The organism is Fibrobacter sp. UWB11 (genome assembly GCF_900143015.1).
GTDB lineage: Bacteria > Fibrobacterota > Fibrobacteria > Fibrobacterales > Fibrobacteraceae > Fibrobacter.
Genome location: NZ_FSRT01000006.1, coordinates 39,793 through 57,519, shown reverse-complemented (window position 1 = coordinate 57,519; position 17,727 = coordinate 39,793). Strand labels below are relative to the sequence as shown.

Annotated in this window: 16 protein-coding genes; 3 read left to right on the top strand and 13 right to left on the bottom strand. The window is 47.3% G+C overall.

What is annotated here, in order from left to right; all coding sequences use genetic code 11:
* Window positions 1-570: 570 nt before the first annotated feature.
* From BUQ91_RS15300 to BUQ91_RS15260, 8 genes are all read right to left on the bottom strand, one after another.
* Window positions 571-912: a GerW family sporulation protein gene (locus tag BUQ91_RS15300; RefSeq protein ID WP_074209904.1), complete on the bottom strand. Its 342-nt coding sequence runs from the start codon at window positions 910-912 to the stop codon at window positions 571-573.
* A gap of 23 nt (window positions 913-935) precedes the next feature.
* On the bottom strand, window positions 936-1,820 hold the full coding sequence (locus BUQ91_RS15295) for a hypothetical protein (RefSeq protein ID WP_074209903.1): 885 nt from the start codon (window positions 1,818-1,820) through the stop codon (window positions 936-938).
* 3 nt (window positions 1,821-1,823) lie between these two features.
* Complete coding sequence (locus BUQ91_RS15290; protein WP_074209902.1) at window positions 1,824-2,654, bottom strand: hypothetical protein; 831 nt, start codon at window positions 2,652-2,654, stop codon at window positions 1,824-1,826.
* Window positions 2,655-3,509 (bottom strand): archaetidylserine decarboxylase, encoded by an 855-nt coding sequence (gene asd / locus BUQ91_RS15285; protein WP_074209901.1) that lies wholly within the window; start codon window positions 3,507-3,509, stop codon window positions 2,655-2,657.
* A gap of 111 nt (window positions 3,510-3,620) precedes the next feature.
* Window positions 3,621-4,454, bottom strand: a complete 834-nt coding sequence (locus tag BUQ91_RS15280; RefSeq protein WP_074209900.1) for a hypothetical protein — start codon at window positions 4,452-4,454, stop codon at window positions 3,621-3,623.
* Between the two features lie 191 nt (window positions 4,455-4,645).
* Window positions 4,646-5,083, bottom strand: a complete 438-nt coding sequence (dtd, locus tag BUQ91_RS15275; protein ID WP_074209899.1) for a D-aminoacyl-tRNA deacylase — start codon at window positions 5,081-5,083, stop codon at window positions 4,646-4,648.
* Between the two features lie 239 nt (window positions 5,084-5,322).
* Window positions 5,323-6,327 carry an asparaginase gene (locus BUQ91_RS15265; protein ID WP_254842398.1) on the bottom strand — a complete coding sequence of 335 codons (1,005 nt, stop codon included), beginning with the start codon at window positions 6,325-6,327 and terminating at the stop codon, window positions 5,323-5,325.
* Between the two features lie 20 nt (window positions 6,328-6,347).
* Entirely contained in the window at window positions 6,348-7,361 is a 1,014-nt protein-coding gene (locus BUQ91_RS15260; protein WP_139299764.1) for a tetratricopeptide repeat protein, read from the bottom strand.
* Window positions 7,362-7,512: 151 nt separating this feature from the next.
* On the opposite strand from BUQ91_RS15260, the gene BUQ91_RS15255 reads away from it, so the two are divergent.
* Entirely contained in the window at window positions 7,513-8,343 is an 831-nt protein-coding gene (locus BUQ91_RS15255) for a DUF4423 domain-containing protein (RefSeq protein ID WP_072831112.1), read from the top strand.
* A gap of 1 nt (window position 8,344) precedes the next feature.
* Window positions 8,345-9,886: a hypothetical protein gene (locus BUQ91_RS15250; RefSeq protein ID WP_074209897.1), complete on the top strand. Its 1,542-nt coding sequence runs from the start codon at window positions 8,345-8,347 to the stop codon at window positions 9,884-9,886.
* Window positions 9,887-10,286: 400 nt separating this feature from the next.
* On the opposite strand, the gene BUQ91_RS15245 is transcribed toward BUQ91_RS15250, so the two are convergent.
* Complete coding sequence (locus BUQ91_RS15245; protein ID WP_074209896.1) at window positions 10,287-11,645, bottom strand: MATE family efflux transporter; 1,359 nt, start codon at window positions 11,643-11,645, stop codon at window positions 10,287-10,289.
* A 119-nt stretch (window positions 11,646-11,764) separates the two neighbouring features.
* On the opposite strand from BUQ91_RS15245, the gene ychF reads away from it, so the two are divergent.
* A complete protein-coding gene (gene ychF / locus BUQ91_RS15240) occupies window positions 11,765-12,862 on the top strand; it encodes a redox-regulated ATPase YchF (RefSeq protein ID WP_074209895.1) in 1,098 nt (365 codons plus the stop codon).
* A gap of 231 nt (window positions 12,863-13,093) precedes the next feature.
* Here the strand turns inward: ychF and BUQ91_RS15785 are convergent, their stop codons facing one another.
* The 4 genes from BUQ91_RS15785 to BUQ91_RS15225 form a co-directional block, all read right to left on the bottom strand.
* The gene (locus BUQ91_RS15785; protein WP_175566654.1) at window positions 13,094-13,249 is read right to left on the bottom strand and encodes a hypothetical protein; all 156 of its coding nucleotides are present in this window, start codon (window positions 13,247-13,249) and stop codon (window positions 13,094-13,096) included.
* Window positions 13,250-13,262: 13 nt separating this feature from the next.
* Entirely contained in the window at window positions 13,263-14,255 is a 993-nt protein-coding gene (locus BUQ91_RS15235; protein ID WP_074209894.1) for a hypothetical protein, read from the bottom strand.
* Between the two features lie 404 nt (window positions 14,256-14,659).
* Window positions 14,660-15,241 (bottom strand): hypothetical protein, encoded by a 582-nt coding sequence (locus tag BUQ91_RS15230; RefSeq protein ID WP_072831102.1) that lies wholly within the window; start codon window positions 15,239-15,241, stop codon window positions 14,660-14,662.
* A 1-nt stretch (window position 15,242) separates the two neighbouring features.
* Window positions 15,243-17,672 (bottom strand): formylglycine-generating enzyme family protein, encoded by a 2,430-nt coding sequence (locus BUQ91_RS15225; RefSeq protein WP_072831100.1) that lies wholly within the window; start codon window positions 17,670-17,672, stop codon window positions 15,243-15,245.
* Window positions 17,673-17,727 lie beyond the last annotated feature (55 nt).

Genomic DNA, 17,727 nt, shown 5'->3' with positions numbered 1-17,727 from the left:
TTCTATTCGTAATGGCTTAAGCTCTAATCTCACCCGCATAGCGGGTGGTTGTTAAAGCCGCTGCTACGCATCGGCTTCTTACCTAAAGGACTTAACGAAGAACCTCCTCATTGTTCATGAGGAGGTCCTATTTTTTTGTGTTAGGAGTACGCCATTACGGCGCCTTGGAGGAGGATTCCGTGGCACGTATAACCCCGTGCCGGGCGCTTCGCAAAATGCACCAATTCACCTTGCGAAACTTAGAGAATGGACAGAGACCCCCAGACGTTCTCAAAATTCCTAGTCCATACACACCCAAAGGCGTCACCATTCTCAATTTTACGTATTCAAAGATACTCTTTTAAATAGCGAATGTCAATAGAAAACGCAAATTTTTACATTTTTTACAAGAACATGTGTGAGAACAATCACTACTAAATGTTCTCAAAAATTTAATAGTTTTTTACAAAACAAAGTTCAAGAAAAATTTGACCAATAAAATTCATTTTTCGACCAATTTCCACCACATCAAAAAAAAGCCCGCACAACGGCGGGCAACATAAGCAATCAAAAGGCTAAGTCTTAAGACGATTAAACGTCGTTCAGCGACTTCTTGCCAGTAAATTTGTTCATAACGTCAGGAACAATATCCATCACCTTCGAGACGAGGGAACTGTCCTTGGTAATCGGCATGATGCGCACATCGTCGCCCTTGATGACGAGGAACGCCACCGGTTCGACAGAAGCGCCACCGCCAGATGCAGACGTGTCACCCTTCCCTTGAAGGCCGCCGAAGCCAAAGCCAAGAGAAACGCGGCTCACGGGCACCACGGTCGATTCGCCCGCCTGGATAGGTTCGCCAATTACAGTTTCCGCCTTGGTGATATAGCGGAGCTTTTCCAAAAGAGTTTCTGCAAGTTTTTCAATAGCCATATTCTGAATATAGTAATAAAAAATTAGTATCGTGCGCCGTAGACGCGGTCACTTGCGGTAAAGAACTTACGTTCCAGATCGGTCCAATCGAGGTAACCCCACACCGCCACCACACGACCGCCCGGCAGTCTCGTTGCCATACCGTTCACACCCTCGCCCGCATCAAAGTAAAGAGTTGATGCTTCGCGATAAATTCCCTTCGGATGCACAATATTCAGTTGACGCCCCCAGGCGATAAAATCATTTTCGTCTACAAGGTCCCAACTGCGAGCCACATTCCACTGCAAGTCCGCATCGCGGTAACTCTGCGCAAGCACTGGGAAATAAGCCTTGACTCCAATGAAATACTTGGTCTGGATGGAAGTGTGCCCCGGTTCACGATGTTCAAACGGGAGGCTCAGGAATTCTTGCGGGAAACCGCCATGACGCGGATTCGGGTAACGGCGGACGTAACTTTCGAGGTCGCTACGTTCGTAACGGCGGAAGCTGTCGTGCTTGAAAACGAAAATACGCGCACCAGAACGAATACTTTGTTCCAAGAACGCTCCGCGCAAAATAGGCACAATTCCCTGGAAGCGTCCGCTATTGATGTAATAATCCAACGCATAGACGTCACTCTTAAATTCAAGAATCGTCACGTCGAGCGTGTCGCCAAGCATCATCGGGTAACGCAAATCGATTTTTTTCTCAAGCGCCTTGATGTCGTAGTTTGAGCCGTCGTTTATATGGATTTCATCCATTGGCCAAATATCGTTGTAGCACATCAGCGTGTAATCGACCGTTTCATCAACTTTCTGTTCGCATGCAAACAAGGAAACACAAAGTGCAGCACCAAGCAGGCTCCTAAATAGCGCCGTAGTCTTATGCTTTTTGAACGGGAATCGATTCATACGAATAAAATTTAGCATACATCAATAACGTTTGCGAACTTCGGCGTAATTGCAATACTCATAAAGAGGACACTCGGAACAATTCGCAGTCAGTTCACGACAAATAAAACCGTTCGTTCCGTTTTCAAGAAAGAACTGCAACGAATGGGCTGCAAAGTAGGGATTTTCGGGAGCTAGCGCGACAAAAAACTCATTTGCCAGTTTTTGTTTTTCTTTGGAATCCAGCTCGGAAAAGTTATCTTCCTTAGCAGGGCCTAGCATGGCAAGAAAGCGGCGGGCACCCATTGTAAGCGGCAGCGGAGGCATCTTTGCACATTCACGGTAAGCAAGCCCGAGCCCGAGTGGAGCAGGCGCAATCAGACGGTAAATCGCAGCGCAAGCCTTCGGACGTGGGTTAGAACGCCCCATGAAATAGATTTCGCCCAAGTCGCGCCACATTTCTTCGGGAGTGCGTTCGCGCATCCAGGCAACCAAATCGGGATGGTGACGGACAAAAAGCCCTACACTCCAGAAAATTCCGGCAACATTTTCGAACACAGACCAATTGCGGCTATTGAACGTCTGTTCCACGACCTCTTCGATTTCGCCGCCCTTTGGTACGGGGAGCGACCAAAGTTTATCGCCCGGAAACCGTTCGTGCAAGGCCAACATCAACCGCAAAATTTCGGGATAGGAGCGTTCCTGAAAAAGAGCGCTCCCAAGCAAAGTCCATGCAATTTGTTCATTTTTATCCGATAGTTTGCACGCAACGTAAACTATCGGATCGGCACAGCGAAAAAGCTGCGCGACAAAAGCCTTTGAAGCCTTGAATAGCGCAGGCTCGTCGTGAATGAACCGCTTTACCGAGACCAACTAGAGAGCCTCGCCCACCTTCACGGCCTGACCAAGACGCGACTTGAACAAATCCGGATGACGTTCGCGGATATTTTTATCGACCACGAGAATCACGGTACTGCCCATTTCAAATCGACCAAGTTCATCGCCGCGTTCAAACGGAAATTCTTTATTTGGAACCCAATCCAAACGTTTTTTATCGCGAGGGAGCTTGCCTGCATTCGTCAAGATAGAATCATTATACACAACGCCAATGCGGCCAACGTTCGTTGCACCGACCTTAACCACGAGCACTTCGGAACCGTCCGCCAAACGCAGTTGGCTGGTCAAGCGTTCGTTGATGCAGAAAAGACCTTCAACACGTTCGACGCTCCCGACATTCACCGGCCAAAGCGTACCCGGGCAGTAGCTTGAAAGCACGAGGTTTCCCTTAACAGGGCTGTGGATACGGTGGTAATTAAACGGGGCCAAATAAATTGTCGCAAATGCGCCACCCTTGAAACGTTCTGCGAGTTCAGCACTGCGCAACAGGCTCGTGAGCGTGTATGTTTTGCCCTTTGCCTGAATCAAGTTCTGTTCGTCACCATCGAACGTACCCGTTTGCGAAAGCACTCCATCCACCGGACTTACGATTTCGGCATCGGCAACAGGACGCATGCCCGGCTTGAGCCTACGGATGAAAAGTTCGCCAATGTTCTTGTAATGGCTCAGCGGATACTCTGCCTCAGCCATGTCCAGCTTATAGTAGCTAGCGAAAGCGTTACGAGCGAACTTGCTCAAGAACGGGATACGCAAACGCGTAAACGCACCAAAGACGCGACTTGCAGCGTTCTTCGGCAAAAGCTTCATAAAAACGTAGAAAGGAGTGTTCATAACTTAAAAAGTAGTAATTAGTCTTTAGTCAATGGTCTGTAGTTATTTATAATCGCGCCGAAGGCGCCAAAAATTAATCTAATAACTAATGACTAAGAACTAGTAACTAAATCAGTGATTCTCGAAATGCGCAACGTCGGTGTTGAGTAATTTCCAAAGTCTAGAGGCGAACGGGGTCGCCCATTCTTTTTCGGGCGCTACACGCGTTGTCGTTGCTGCGGTAAACGAGGAATACGTAAGGCAAACGAGTTCGCCGTAGCGGGCATCCCACATGCTCCAAACAATCTCCCATTTGAATCCGCCTTTCTTGCCCAAGTCAGGATCCATCGTGACATCCATCAGGAGTGGAATTGTCAAATAGCGGAGTTCATAGCGACTTGCGATTTTATTGAGCAAATCCGAAAGTTCAAACGGTAATTGACGTGTCAATGTCTGTTCAACGCCATCACGTTCTTTCCACGGAGTTACATCATCAAGTCGTTTGCCTTCGACAAATTTCATCTTGAGAAGCTTTGCAGACAACGTATCTATGTAAGCGGAATCGGCATCAGGAACGCGCATGCCCGGAAGCATGAGTTCACGAGTCATTTTCGGGAAGGCTTTTACAAACAAAGAATCTTCGACGCGAGCGAGGTCAAAATCAAGAGCATCAGCGCTGTAGCTATGGCACATTTTGCAACTTTCGGGGCGATTTGCAGTGACCTTGAGCGCAGGGAAAACACCGACAACCGCATTCGAATCGATGCGGCTAAACGCAGCGGAATTCCATTCGCGATAAAATTTTTCGTCTGTAATTTTCAGTTCAATTTCACCTCGCGTACCACATTCTGTGCACGGAGCATCGGCCATGTCATCGGCAGAGCCTTCCGACGAGGAATCTCGCGAGCCCGCGCAGGCGATGAATAGTGTCGAGGCACACAATAACATAAATTGCAAAAACTTCATAAAATACTCCTAATATTCTGCTTGTCATGCCTGCCACCGAGCAGGCATCTCCCTTTCATTTTTACAAGAAGGAGATGGGGCTATAGCCCACTCCATTCGGCTCAGCTATGAAAATGCAAGCATTTTCGCAGCATTCGCCTTTATGGAGATTCCCGGTTAAACCGGGAATGACAAGAATAATCGGTTACGTGCTATTCCAACATTATAGTAAATGGGCCGTCGTTGACGAGGCTTACTTGCATGTCTGCGCCGAACTTTCCTGTTTCGACAACCGCAATTTCCTTTTTGCACTGTTCAATAATATACTCGTAAAGTTCATTTGCAAGCGTCGGATTACCGGCCCCATTGAATGTAGGGCGGTTGCCTTTGTTGCAATTGGCATAAAGCGTGAATTGCGAAACGAGCAACAGCGAACCGCCAACATCTTTGATGGAGAGATTCGTTTTGCCATTTTCGTCGGCAAAGATGCGGAGTGCAAGCATTTTCTTGATAAAACGGTCGGCTATTTCGCGGGTATCGCCTTCACCGACTCCGATTAGAACAAGGAATCCCTTGCCGTCAATTTTTCCGACGGTTTGACCTTCAATATCGACTTGAGCCTTAGTGACTCGCTGTATTAAAAATTTCATTTTTAATTACTCTAGAATTAATTGTTTTTGAAACGCAAAAAGTACGTCATGCGGGCGGGGCCCCAGCTCGGAGTTGACGCCTACGGCGTCCGTCGCTGCGGTTCGGTCATGCCGGTCTGCAAGCAGCCCGTCGCGACACTCACCTTGCAGACTTTTGCGAAGGTATTCCTTGGCCGACGCCACCATTCTCTCGACGTTCCTTCATTATCCTTAAATTATTCAACCACTCTTCTCGCTTACTATGTATACCTCTGATAGAACTTTTGAATAGCCGCGGGGTCATTCGTGATGGTTAATGCTAGGCGCAAGAGGACGGCGGCTTTGGCTGGCGGCAAACTGTATGCAGCAATGGTTCCGGGCACAAGCAATTGTTCCGGGACAATGGAACCGCGATTGATTCGCGTTGAAATGACCACCGGGACATTCGATTTTGCAACAACATCGCCAATCGCGTTCATCCATGATTGCGAAAATTCTCCGGCGCCCGCACCTGCAATGACAAGGCCCGCAGAACGTTCTGCGGCATAACGCACAAGGTCGGCATCGGCATCGGCGTTAAAGTAAAGAACGGTGACTTTCGGGAGGGAACGCAGGGAGGAAATGTCGAACGTGGGCCGGGAGGACTGCGCGGTCCCTATTTCGGCGAAGGCGTCAAGGTCGTTCGCGTGGATTTTTTGCACAGTGCGGGAGTCCATAAGCTTGCCTGCGAATGCGATGCGGACGGGACTATCACTAGATCCTTCGGCGTTGCTCAGGATGGTTCCTTCGGCACGCTCAGGGCGCTGCAACGACTGTTCAACGGCACATTTTACGGCAAACAACAGGTTCGCGGGGCCATCCGGTTCCGCTGCGGTTGCAGGGCGCATCGAGCCGGTCAAAATCACAGGTTTCGCAACATTTAAAACTAAGCTCAAGAAGAAAGCCGTTTCTTCCATCGTATCGGTCCCGTGCATAATCACGATACCATCGACAAGTTCATGCGAATCGCCAAACCCATTTTCAAATAGTTCTTTTATCCGCAACGCAATCGAAATCCAAATTTCAGAAGTGATATCGTCCGAATTGATATTGCAGACCTGTTCCACAAAAATGTTCGCCACATTTTTCAATTCCGGAATCGCATCAATCAGCGTTTGCGCCTTGATTGAGCCCGACTTGTACCCAATATCCTTACCTTGCTCGCCCGCGCCCGCAATAGTACCGCCCGTCGCGAGAATCACGATATTTTTCAATGCTGTATCCATCGTACAATCCACCACAACGCTCATCGAATCGTTTCTAACAAATCTTGAGCAGTTACTCCGTAATACTTTTGCAGAGCTTTATCCGTTCCGAGTCCACGCAAGTCCTGCAAGCATTTTGCAAAATTGCGGAAAGCTTCCGGACCGTCACCATCACGCCACAAAAGTTCTTCAACCATTCTCCGCGAGTACCAATAAAGTTTTTGCACTTTTTTCGAATCTGTCTCTTTCACAAAAGATTTTCTTAGCGATTCAATGCTTGGCTTTGCTCCCGCCGGGTGTTCTTCATTGTTATGCGAGCCGTCAATCACCTGCGCAATTCCTTCATTCATCCAACACGGCACATTCGCATGCGTCATCGCACGAACAAATGAATGCGTCAGTTCATGAAACAGCACCGGACGATAAACTTCACGATACGCCATCATGTTCACAGGCACGCGCAATTTTCCATCAAACACGGCGCCCACCCAATCCGGGCGCGGTCCCGTTCCCTGATATTCCTTATCCTCATACAGCACAAGGCTCATCTTGTTTTTGGGCAAATAGTCGAACAAATTACTAATCGAATCGTAGGCAACTTCCAAAACGGCAAGCGCTTCCATCACGTCTTTCTTGGAAGGGCCGCCATCAAATTCCAAGCGGAAATGCATAGACTTTTCGACACCCAGATTTTTCAATTCCTGTTCCAAGGCATTCGACTTTTCAACAAGGTAATCTAAATCCTTGTGTTTAAAGTTCAACGATTCAATGTAGCTGATACATTCCTGATAACGTTCCTGTTCAAATAGAATGCCTGCCATGTGCATCTGCAAATTCGTATCATTTGGTTCGGACTTCAAAAGTTCCTGAACATTTTTCTCGGCACATTTCCAGTCACCTACTCGGATGCACTCATTCGTTGCATGAATCATGTCTTCATATAGAAAACGTTCTTCGACTTTTTTTTGCCAATACTCGTACCCCACGAATAAAAGAACATACATCAGCAAAAGGCCAACAACGCGCCTAATCCAATTTTTTTTCTTCTGAGCCATATTCATTCCAAAAAAGATTCCCATGTAATTCTAGTAATTATACATTCAAAAAGCACCAATTTAGCCCCTCAACCGGCCAAATACCTACTTACTAATTACTCACAAGCCTCCCTCCCACAATTTTTAAAGTATATTTAGTATAGGTTTGGTTATGGCAGAAATCTTTGATTACGATGACTACCGGGATATGATCAAGGATTATTACTTGGAGCATAAGAAACACAACTCCTTGTATTCCTTCAGCACTCTCGGCAAAACGCTTGGCTTGGATTCAAGTCACGCTTATTATATAGTTCAGAAAAAGCGCAACCTCCCCGTACATGCAGTTCCCGCCGCAAAAAAAATGCTCGGGCTCGACGGGCGCGGAGCAGCCTATTTCGATTTGCTGATTGTCGCCTCGCGCACCAAGTCCGAAAAGACCAAAGCAGAAATTCTGCAAAAGGCCTTCCAGTTGCGTGATGTCAAGCGCCATCTGCTCAAAGACAACGAACTCAAGTATCTCAGCGCCTGGTGGACGATCGTCGTAAGAGCGCTCATCGAAGTGAAGCACGGCAATGTGGACATCCCGGAAATCGCAAACAGCGTCATTCCGCCCATTACCGAAGAACAGGCGCAAGAAAGCATCGAGATTTTGAAGTCGCTCGGTTTTATCCAGCCGATCAACAATAACAGCAAAGTCCGCCTCGCCGACCCGCATATCACGGTTCAAGGCGCCGAAAAAGCTCAAGCCATCCGCAGTTTCCATTCGAAGGTCATGCAATTTGGCATCCGTTCTTTGAATGAAATTCCGCCAGAAAACCGTGACATTTCGACAATCACCATGGCCGTCGACGCCAAGGGATTCGAAGACCTCAAAAAGATGCTCAAGGAATTCCGCAAGGAAATCCAGATTCGAGTCGATAAATGCATTGTGCCCGATCGCGTTATGCAGTTGAACCTCGCCTTATTCCCCGTCGCACTCAATAAAAAGAAGGAAAAATAAAATGAAAAATTTTAACAAGCTTCTTTATTTGGTACCCTTTGGAATTCTCGCTGCTTGCGGTGCAGGCAACGACTCTGCCGGGAATACGACGGAAATCGAAAACGCCATCGCCATTCGAGTTTTTAACGACGGTACACCGGCAGCCAAAGTACGCTACCAGGTGCTCCCCTCTTGGTATGTAGCCGACACTGCCGAAACAAGCGCAGTACAATACACCTACGAAGGCGAAACCGATACAAACGGTTGGGTCCACATCGACAGGCACCAAAACGGCTCTTACATCATCAACTTTACCAAGGGCGATTCTTCTATTGTCTTGCAATATACGCTCAACAACCTCAATCACGAGTACACGCTCGACAGCGCATCGCTCGAAGCCGTAGGTTCAGTGAAGGGTCTCGTTGACTTGCCGGACTCCGCCAATTACGCCTGGGTTGCCATCCAAGGCACCAACGAAATTATCAAGACTGATTCCCTCGGTCAGTTCGTCATCCGTAAGGCTCCATGCGGAAACCTCACCGTGAGCGCTTGGGATGCACAGGACTTGAGCGCCATCGGCCAAACATCTACAACCGTTACGACGAACGACACCATTGACCTCGGACTCATCGAGAACCCGAACAAAGTCGTTCCTGAAAACGCAATCCGCTTTATGCCTTCCGAACTGATTTCGGATTGGATGCGTCCGCTCACGTTCCCGACAGTTCTTGTTTTGCGCTTGACCGAAGAAAACTTCGACTTCTCGAAGGCCGAGAAGGACGGTAGCGACATACGCCTTTACGACGGAAGCGGCAACCTCATCCCGTTTGAAATCGACGGCTGGGATACGACAATCAACAGCGCAACACTCAACATCCGTGTTGAAAGTGCAGCAGATACCGTCAGACCGTGGATGCTCATGTGGGGCGACAAGAAAGCCGAAAAACTCAAGGACGTGAACGTCTGGGAAGGCATCAGCGATTCGCTCGTGAGCGCACTCAACAGCGTCACAATATTGAACTTCGAAAGCGGCACCAAATACAACGCACTTCCGGCACCGCTGAACAACAAGTTCGACTGGTACGTGCAACCTCACGACAGCGCAACGGTCAAGAACGACTTGAACAAGGACCCGACAAAGGGCATCGAAAAAGCCGACAGTTCAATTTTCGGTAAAAACGTGCTCCACGTGCAATACCAGGCAAATAAATTGGGTCGCTACGTCGTTATCGGTACCCGCATTGCAGATCACCAGCATGACCTGAGCAAGCTCGATTCTGTAGAAGTTTGGATCAAGGGCGATGGAGACTTTGAAATTGTGCTTGAAACCATCGTCGAATCCGACACGAACTACAAAACTTCGTACAAAGAAAGTGTCAATAAGGAATGGACTCGCGTTGTGGTCACTCCCAAGGACTTCACCAACGCCGATGGCAAGAGCTACCATGGTTGGGATGTAACCCGTAACAAGATTACGCGCTTCACGATTTTCGTTTACAATGGCTCCGACGTGTGGATTGACAACGTGAAAATGTACGGGATAAACCTCGACGACTTGCTATAGCAAGTTAATTACCCTTCGGGATACTTACTATCATAAAAAAAGCCCCCTCAAAGGGGGCAAAAAAGGCCGTTTGGGATTGGAAACTCTGTTCGGCCTTGGTCACCTAAATTGCTGCAATCATAAAAAAAGAGTGACCCAAGTCTCCACCCGATACAGAAGCATCAATTCTCCAACACTAATTGACACCTTACGAATCCAATCCCAAATCGGCAGTTTATTGGATACCTGAAAAATATTTTCATTTGGGAAATATCTCTCAAAAGTGCCAAATCCGTCCATTGACAAAATGTCAAGTAATTGGCAATGCCGTCAAAACGGGCAAATCAGAAAACAAACATTTACAATTAAAAATCCCCGAAATTGCAACAATCAAGCCGTTTTTACAAGCTAAAAACGAATTTTAGGGAACCTTAAATTTCGTATGCGTTACGTAGTAGAAGTATAGCCCCGCAAGAACAGAGATGGTCACCACCCAGCTTATCGGGTAAATAACCATGAGGGAGGCAAACGACTTGTAATTGGGGAATACAAAGAACACCCAGAGGATGCGGATTCCGCACACGCCAGCAACGCAAGTAAGCGCCGGCGCAAGAGACCTCCCCATTCCCGAAAGCGCGCTCGAAAACACATCCAGAAAGACATTGATAAACAGGAGCCCCACCACCACATACATGCGGATAGAACCGATTTCAATAATTTCGGAATCAGACGTAAACACCGACAGCAATGGATGGGCAAAAATACAGCAGAGCGCGCTCAACACAATCGTAGAAACGCAACCCAGCAAAAGCGTCCAACGGACGGTGCTACGGCAACGGGGCATATTCTTTGCGCCGTAATTTTGCCCCACAAAAGTCACGCAGGCTTGCGAGAATGAATTGAGCCAATAGTAAACGATGAACTCGTAATTGAGGGCCGCCGCAGAAGCAGCTACCGTCGAAGAGCCCAAGCTGTTGATGGCGGACTGCAAGCACACATTGCTAAACGAAAAAACGACACCGCGCAGCCCCGAGGGTAGCCCCACGCGCATAATACGGCTCAAGAAAAGCGGCGTCACGCGCAGCTTCCAGAATTCAAGTTTGAACGGCCCCACTTCATGGAGCAAGAAATAGAACAAAGTAAGTCCACTAATGACATTTGCAAGGACAGTCGCAATAGCAACACCCGACACGCCAAGGCCAAAGCCCGCCACGAGAATCAAGTTCAAGACGACATTCACGGCACCCGCTACAATAAGCACGTAGAGCGGGCGTTTTGTATCGCCCTTGCCACGCAGAATTGCCGCGATAAAGTTGAACAGCATCACGAACGGCATCCCGGCAAAATAAATTTGCAAGTAGCGAACCGCCATATCCATAATATCTGCAGGCGTCGAAACCGCCGAAAGGATCGGCCTTGCAAAAACGATTCCGACAAAAGAAAGAAAAATTCCGCTAAAGAACGAAACCATCACCGACGTGTGAACACTGCGAGTTACAGAACGGTAGCTGCGTTCCCCGATGGAATTCGCGACCACCACGTTCACACCGACAGAAATGCCCACGAACAGATTGATGAGCAAGTTGATGACGAACGTATTAGCCCCGACTGCGGCCAGCGCCTTGTCGCCTGCAAACTGACCCACCACGGCAACATCGGCAGCATTGAACAGCTGTTGCAAAATGCTCGTTGCTGCAAGCGGAATGGCAAACCTCAAGATTTTTCTTCCGAGAGGGCCGTTCAACATATCCATATTCGTCTTTAACGTATCCGTTGCCATACAACACCTAAAAACGGGCGTAAATTTAGATTTTCGTAAGCTTCACTCCAAGGGCATTTTTCTACCTTTACGCCGAAAAAACAAGCGGAAAGTACAGCCGCTAAAAATCGGAGATTATCATGGGTTTTAAATGTGGCATCGTAGGCCTCCCCAATGTGGGCAAGAGCACCATCTTTAACGCAATCACCAACGCAGGCGCAGAATCCGCAAACTATCCGTTCTGCACCATCGACCCAAACGTCGGCATGGTCAGCGTCCCGGATGCTCGTCTCGATGAACTTGTGAAGGTCTATAACCCGAAATCCATCGTCCCGGCCGTTACAGAATTTGTAGATATCGCAGGTCTTGTAAAGGGCGCTTCTAAGGGCGAAGGTCTCGGAAACCAGTTCCTCACCCACATCCGCGAATGCGAAGCCATCATGGAAGTGGTGCGCTGCTTTGACGACGAAAACATCATCCACGTGAACGGCTCTGTAGATCCGATCCGCGATGTGGAAGTCATCGAAACTGAACTTATCCTCAAGGACTTGGACACGGTCGAAAAGCGCCTTGCTACCGAAGCAAAGTCTGCACGTACCGGTAACGCCGAAGCAAAAGCTCGCCTTGCCGCTTGCGAACTCTTGAAGAAGAGCATGGAAGAAGGCCACGCCGCTCGCACCGTGATGCACGACAGCGAAGAAATGGAACTCATCGTCAAGGACCTCGGACTCCTCACGGCAAAGCCGCTTTTCTACTGCGCAAACGTGAAGGAAGACGACATTCTCACGGGTAACGCCTACGTGGATAAGCTCAAGGAATACGCTTCTAAGCATGGTCACGACGTGATTGTTATCAGCGGCAAGATTGAAGAAGAACTTTCTGCAATGGAACCGGCCGACAAGGCAGACTTTCTCAAGGAACTCGGCATGACCGAATCCGGACTTGATTCAGTTGTTCGTAAAGGTTATGAAATCCTTGGCCTCCGCACGTTCTTTACCGCAGGCGAAAAGGAATGCCGCGCTTGGACATTCCACGCTGGTTTCAAGGCTCCACAGTGCGCAGGCGTCATCCACACGGATTTTGAACGCGGTTTCATCCGCGCAGAAACATTAAGCTACAGCGACTTCTTGAAGCACGGCAGCTGGAACGCAGCCAAGGAAGCAGGTCTTGTACGTACCGAAGGTAAGGAATACCTCGTGCAGGATGGCGATATCATGTACTTCTTGTTTAACGTGTAATTAGACGAAAGAACGCCGCTTATCCACAAAGTGGATAACAGCAACAAAGGCAACAAGTTGCCAAGTTTTGTATAGCGGCTACAGACGACAAATGCGTAAGGCGAGCAAAGCAGGGTTGCTTGCAAACCTATTTTCGAGCCTAGCATTTGGTACTTGTACAAAGACGAAAGTAAAAGGTCGCGAGTGCTGAACTCGCGACCTTTTTTCAATTTTCTTCAATGGAAAAACTTGTTAGTTAAATCCACCATCAAAGGTTTCGATTTCCGGTACATCTTCGCCATTATCATCTTCTTCTTGTGAAGCACTAAGCAGACAAGCTTCTTGCGTGAAATTCACAACTTCCATACAGGGGAATATATACTTTTTCTTTTCTACCTTGATATTCATTTTTCAACCAATCCTACTTGATAATAACCTGTTTCTTATTGTGGTAATAGACACCCTTCGCAGTCGGCTTATGCTGAAGCAAGCGACCTTTCATATCGCTCCAACGGTTGTCTTCCTTAACAAATTCCCCCGTACGGGTATTAAGGGTTCCTATATAAGTAGTACCACTATTAGTGCTATCCGAAATAACATTAACAGCAACCTTTTCTGGCAAATCCTCCAAACTGGCAGATTCAGCCATCTTAGCCAAACCCTTCACTTGCGAAGCAGACTCTTCCTTGGTCAAAGTGCACTTTAAATACGCTCTAAAAGGTTTGATGAAGGGACAACGTGTTTCACTGCAAGCAGCTCTCCTGAAATCACCTATTTTCGTATTTTCGCGTTCTTCAGAAGCAAAACCATAGACACCCTTAGGCTTTTTGAATTCTATACGTTCATAGGTCCCTATAACATTCCAATCATAACCGCCTGCAGAAAAAACTCCATGCCCATTTTCCGTTGTCGTATTGAGAGTCACATAATCTGGAGTTTGATAATCCATATGGAACGAAATGACTGTATCCTTATCCTGTTCAGGCATGACGACATAAGGAGTATTTGCCTTGATAGTGTTAGCATATTTGGCATCACGAACATTGATAACAAAATGATCCGTATACTTCACAACACTTACAAATTCAAAAGCGTTAAGGCCAGATAACTTCCACGTTGGCACATCGAAAGGCAACATGATTGTAGACGGAATCTTGGACTTAAAGACACGATTGTAATAAACAGAATCCGCCTGGATATCTTCAGTAATCACCGGAGTTTCATCAGATTCATCATCGATAACAGCAACAATTCTGTACGATTTACTTTCCCAATCTTGTACGACCTCTTTTTGAACCTTCTTAACCGTAATGGCGCCATACGTACCGAGAATTTCTTCTCCATCGGCAGCAAATGATGTTCCCGTCAAGGCGAGGGCAAAAGCAAAAGCAGAAAATGCTTTCAGATTTCTCATTGTCTATCTCCCAACTATAGAGTTCGTTAAATGGGGCAAGGATGTTAGCGAAAAGTTTGCAGAAAAAGCAACAGGGATTATATTCTTCCCTTGGGGAATCGAAGATAAACCGGATGCAGAAACTTTTCGTTGTTCTGTCATAATATTAAAAGTCTGATACTATCACCAAGTATCATTGGTTTTTAATGTTACGTACCAAACATCCAGCTATCATAAACAGGTGTCTACGATAACCCCACAACGCGCGAAAATTTAAAATTTTCGAAACAAAAGGAAAACCCCAACAAATCATAACTTTTTTGTAAAATTTCACTACAATTTACTTACATTTGATAAAAGTCACGTATTCAAATCAAGTAAATCCCGGCAAAAGCCAGGTCCGCGCGTTACAACTTCGATTCTATTTACTTTTGTTTTTTGCGAGCGCGCCGCGCCATAACAGCCGGGCGGACCATCGTCGCGATATTCATCGCCGTTCCAATCAAAATCAGGAAACTCGCGCAATAAAGCCCAATGCCCGCCTCTACTTTCAAGAGCGGGATTCCAAGAGTTTCGCTAATATGCGATAGCTTCATCAAAAGCGACCACAGCGAAATCATCGACAATAGCCCCATCACCGTCGATGCAAGCGGAACAAGCCAAGCAAATACAGCAGCCAAGAATACAGCCGCTAGGATTCCGTACAAATGATGAACGGACTCCATCTTGGGGAAGTTCGGCATCTGCGTTTTGAAACGGTCGAGAACTTTCGGATTCTCCTTGACCATGCGGTGCATCTGCCCCAGCGCCGGTTCCACAAGCGATTGATCGAGGTCAACACCAGAAGCCACCTGATAAAACGTCATTTCGGCAATCGGCTTGCTATCCTCTTTTGCCGAGCAAGAAACGTTGGCCAATGGCATCAACAATGCCAAGAACACCAGCAAATACGGGAGTGCCGTAAGCTTCTTGAATAAACTTTTTTCCTTATTGGAATCGTTGTTCATTTTACTTTCCCTGAATAATTCTATCGAGTGGGAACACGCAACGGAAGCCGATGAAATCAGACCAGTAACGTGGATCTTCATCATCTCGTTCAGTCATGTTCAGTTTCTTTGCCTTGTCCTTCCAGGAACCGCCCTTTATTACTTTACCCGTACCCCAGAAAGAACCCGTCGGATTTGAGCTTTCAATAGAGAACGTGATTGCAAAGTAATTATCGCGAGTCCATTCGGTTACGTTACCCGACATATCATAAAGGCCCCATGCATTCGGAGACTTGGTCGCTACATCGTGCGGACCATAAGCGTCGCTCTTTTTGCCTCTCTTAAAAGAGTTTTCCGCGAAGATTGCATACTTGCCGACACTCATCACGTCATCGGAATTCCAAAGAATTCCATCGTTGCTACCGGCACGACCAGCATATTCCCACTGAGCTTCGGTCGGCAAATCACCGCCAAGCACCTTACATGCATATTGAGCTTTTTCCCAAGTAATGTTCTGGACCGGTTTTTGCGGGCCCTTGAATGCAGACCTATCCGGAATGCGCTTTGCAGAATCCAGAAGCCCCATAATCTTGTGGAAAAATTCCTGCGTGACTTCGGTTGTATGGATTGCGTACGGTGACATCGAAACAACCTTGCCACGATAGCGGAACGAGCCGGAATCAATAATGGCAACGGTACCGCGAGTTGCATGTTCAACAATATTAAAGGAGTCCGCCTTGACTGTATCTACCACAGCTTCGGAAGACGAACTTGCAATTACAGACGAAGACGATTCAGGCACTTTATTCCTAAGCCATTCCTCAACTTCTTTTTCCATTGCAATGTGTTTAGGCAAACTAAATTCACCCTTGCCGGTATAGAGAGAATCGCCCACACGGAAAAGAATCTTGGTATATCGATACTGGTAACGGCCAACAAGAGTTCCTTCCTTGAACACCCACACCGGCTTATTGTTCACAAGGTGCAACGTTGTTACGAGAGTAGAATCGTTATTGGCAAGCATGGACGAAAGCGAATCCATAGAGAAACCTTCCACAACGCCTTTCCAAGAAACTTCTACACGGCTGTGAGCCGCACCAAAATGAAGGTTCAGAGAATCCACCTTTGCAGGCCCCGTTACATTCTTAATCGTGTCTGCCGAGTCCGTAACGGTTTCGGGAGCTTTCAAAATGTTTTCGATTGCAACAGGTTTCACGTTGATATCAATCGGAAGAGCCTGAAGACTATCAAGCTTTGCATGGAACGCCTTGTACATAGCACTCACAACACCTAACTTCTTTTGGCGCCACAACGTTTGCGCTTCGGCACGTTTGTAATTATAGTGAGAAACGTAATTGCGATAGACCTTTCCAGAATCATTCAGTCCAAGAGAATCGGCGGGCTTGATGGGCGGATAGAATTTCGAAAATTCAGTCGTGTCCACACGCGTGAAATTCTTGTCGACATCAGCAGAGAAAGCATCGTAAAGTGTTTCAGTTTCTTCGAGCGTTTGAAGAGCCTGCACTTGTTCAAGCGTCACGGAAAGCTCTGGCGCAGGCGATTTCGATTCCGAAGAAGCAACACTGGAACTCGAAACAGGAGCGTCAAAATCAGGAATTACCAAAGAATCAGCAGGAGCGGCACCCGAGCTAGAAGAAACTGATACAGAATCTGCAACGGGAACAGCCCCCGAACTAGTTACGGCAACTTCGGGAACGGCGCTAGAGCTCGAAAGTTCGACAACGGAATCCGGTTCCGGGAACTTCACATTGAACGTGAGCACCTCGCCCGGCTTGAGCACAGCGGCATCCACATACGGATATTTGTCAGGCGCATTGAAGGAGAAAATGTAGACCCCATTTTCTGCCGGATAAATCGTCCTCGTCCCCGCTTTCATCTTTGAATTCAAGGCCACGACTTCCAATTTTTTTTCATCGGACTGGATTTGCACCATGCCCGGATGAACGCTTTCTTCCAAGACCTGCCACTTGCCATTCTTCATAAACAGGAGTTTGGATACGCGCGGGGAATAAACGTACTCGGCATCAAAGTAGATATCAGCTTCGTCCTGGAAGGCTTTATACTGGCGGGAGGCGTAAAAACGGAGGCCAGCGACTTCGCGCACGCCTAGATGATTATCTTTAAGGTTAAAGGCATGGAGCTTTTTATATTCTTCCGGCTTTGCTTCCCCAGAAAACCAATAATATTCCTTTGCGGATTTTTTATAGCGAAGGTAAAGCGTGTTAGGGTGCAGCGGGAACACCGGAGCTTGCGAGATTGCTAAAGATTTGTCCAATGCAATAGCTTTCTTGGAAGCATTTTCTACAATACTTCCGTCCAGGAGGCTACCGACCTTAAAATTTTCCGAAGTCAATTTGAAGTTGCGGTCTTCATCGGCCATGGTAAGCGCCGGGACTAGCAACAAAAGCGGAAGCAATCGGGAAAATGTCATAAGCTCTCCTGTCTTTTAGAACCTTCTCGTTTAGAAAAATAATTTCTTCTTAGAA